Here is a 575-nt window from a genome sequence, read left to right on the forward strand (position 1 = left end):
TCATAGGAATTGGTTAAAACCCTGCAATTTCATTGCAGGTACTTTAGTTTCTATAAATTTCATAGATTTACAGAATGGAAACATACAGGACTGGCTCTCATTCTGTAAGTCGGTTGAGCGCCCATATCGTGTGGGTGACGAAGTATCGCTACCATGTATTGACAGGAGACGTACAGGTTCGCTGTCGAGATTTAGTTGTACAGGTATGTAACACAGAGAATGTACAGATACTGAAGGGAGTCGTAAGTAAAGATCATGTGCATATTCACGTAGAATATCCACCTTCTCTGAGCATAAGTGTACTTGTGAAGAAGTTGAAGGGAAGGACATCTCGGATACTGCAGCAAGAATTTCCGGTATTGGGTAAGAGGTATTGGGGCCGACACTTCTGGGCGGTAGGATATGGTGCGTGGAGTACCGGTAACATAACAGAGGAGATGGTTCAAGAATACCTAGATCACCATCGCGATAAGCCCAATAGTGAAACGGGAAATTGGATTTTAGAAAAAGATTAAAGAATTTCATTCTTTCCCGTTTAATAAAACCTATGGATTTTCAATCCATAGTGGTTTAGT

Annotated in this window: 2 protein-coding genes; both read left to right on the plus strand. The window is 41.0% G+C overall.

Translation table 11 applies throughout. The annotated features are described in order from the left end of the window. Positions 1–211: hypothetical protein (locus tag AB6811_RS13775; protein WP_369491195.1), on the plus strand; the 211-nt coding region annotated here is incomplete at its 5' end. Then, positions 135–515 carry an IS200/IS605 family transposase gene (tnpA, locus tag AB6811_RS13780; protein WP_369491194.1) on the plus strand — a complete coding sequence of 127 codons (381 nt, stop codon included), beginning with the start codon at positions 135–137 and terminating at the stop codon, positions 513–515. The genes AB6811_RS13775 and tnpA, both read left to right, overlap by 77 nt. Positions 516–575: the final 60 nt, after the last annotated feature.

Origin of the sequence: Tenuifilum sp. 4138str (assembly GCF_041102575.1) — a bacterium.
GTDB lineage: Bacteria > Bacteroidota > Bacteroidia > Bacteroidales > Tenuifilaceae > Tenuifilum > Tenuifilum osseticum.